The organism is Paenibacillus phyllosphaerae (assembly GCF_014192105.1).
Classification (GTDB): domain Bacteria; phylum Bacillota; class Bacilli; order Paenibacillales; family Paenibacillaceae; genus Paenibacillus_Z; species Paenibacillus_Z phyllosphaerae.
The window spans coordinates 1-1,696 of the sequence record NZ_JACHXK010000049.1; the positions used below are offsets into that span (position 1 = coordinate 1).

Sequence of the window (1,696 nt, forward strand, 5' to 3'; positions counted from 1 at the left end):
TTTTTTTTCTACGACTGACCAATTAGCTAACAAGGTTTTCCAGCAGTCTCTGTCGAAGTTATCACTAAGAACTTTGACGGAGGTTGTTTTCTTCATGCCACTGCCTAAAAATCGTATCGTTCCAAAAGATAAAGTTTACTTCAGACCAGAATTTGAGAATTGTCTCTGCTGCGGCGGAAAATTAAAGAGAAGTCATACCGCTTGGAAAAAGAACATCTCTACGCTCCATGGAGTTATCCAAGCTTGGAGCATGGCCTACGTTTGTTCCAATATGAATTGCAAACACCGCGAAACGTACTACAAATCTGCAGAAGCGGATTCACTCGCTATGAAGCACACCTCTTATGGTTTTGACGTCCTTGCATTGGTCGGGCAGCTCCGTTTCAAGTATCACATGACCATCGCCGAAATAACGGAAGAGCTTACGAACCGCGGCATTGCGACATCTGAACGAAACTCTCAGCGCTTGTATGAGCGTTATTTGACGTTGCTGCGTTCTAGCGTCACGGACTTCGTGAAGGAAGAGCTCAAACAAGTGGTCGATACGCACGGCGGAATTATGATCTCGATGGACGGCGTTCAGCCTGAGAAAGGTAATGAGACACTCTACGTTATCCGTGAGGTTTTCAGCGGTACCATTTTAGTCGCAAAAAATGTAAAGAGCAGTGGAGCAGAAGAGCTTAAGGAACTCATCCAACCTGTCATCGATCTCGGTTTCCCCATCATTGGAATTGTTAGCGATGGCCAGCGTTCCATCCGTCTAGCCATGGAATCGTTGCTTCCCAAGGTTCCCTACCAATATTGCCAGTACCACTACTTAAAGGACATTGCTAAGCCCATTGTTGATCTGGATCGTAAACTGAAAACAGGGATCAAGAAAAGCCTTCGCGGCATTCGGGAAATCGAAAGGAAACTCGACAAAAGTACTCCCGAAGAAGCCGAAGTCGTGAAAGATTACTTGGCTGCAGTCCGTTCGCTGCTCCTCGAAGATGGTAACCCGCCTTTAGATTTGCCCGGCGTACGGATTTACGAAACCGCAGAGGTCATTCAGGCATCGCTTCAAAAATGCTTGGATAAAAAAGGGGCCCTCGTTACTCCAAAACGTATTCAGAATTTTCAGCAAACTGATTGATTTTCGAGATCTCTACGTAGAGGTAAAACGTTGGTCTTTTCCTTTGCATCATGTAGCAAACATCCTAAACCCGACACTCGACCAATCCCGTGAGACCGTACAATTCCAAATGAAATGTCTACTCAGTTGGGTAGAGAAAACGTACATCAGTGAAGTCGACCAACCTATGGTGAAAAATCTCATGAGCTACACAAAGGGCTTTTGGAGCGGCCTTTTTACTTGTTACGATCACCCACACGTACCTCGTACAAACAATGATCATGAACGGTTTTTCCGCAAGACAAAAACTAGGCATCGCCGAACGACGGGTTTAAGAAGTTGGAACGAATACATTGTTCGTTCTGGCGAATTTGTCGTATTCGTTGACGACGCCATCCGCCAACAGAATCCGGTCAAACGATTACAAAGCGTCAGTTACCAGGCGTACCGTGAAGAGCGCACTAGATGGTCAAGCCGGTTGGAAGAAACAACAAAACGGCGTCGCTTCCGACGTGATCCACAAAAGTACCTTCAAGAAGCCGAAACTAAGCATTGTATGTTAATTGGTCAGTCGTAGTTTTTTTT

1 protein-coding gene is annotated in these 1,696 nt (G+C 45.6%); it reads left to right on the forward strand.

Going from position 1 to position 1,696, the window contains the following annotated elements; genetic code table 11:
* Positions 1 to 1,132: hypothetical protein (locus tag FHS18_RS33970; protein WP_343060794.1), on the forward strand; the 1,132-nt coding region annotated here is incomplete at its 5' end.
* Positions 1,133 to 1,696: the final 564 nt, after the last annotated feature.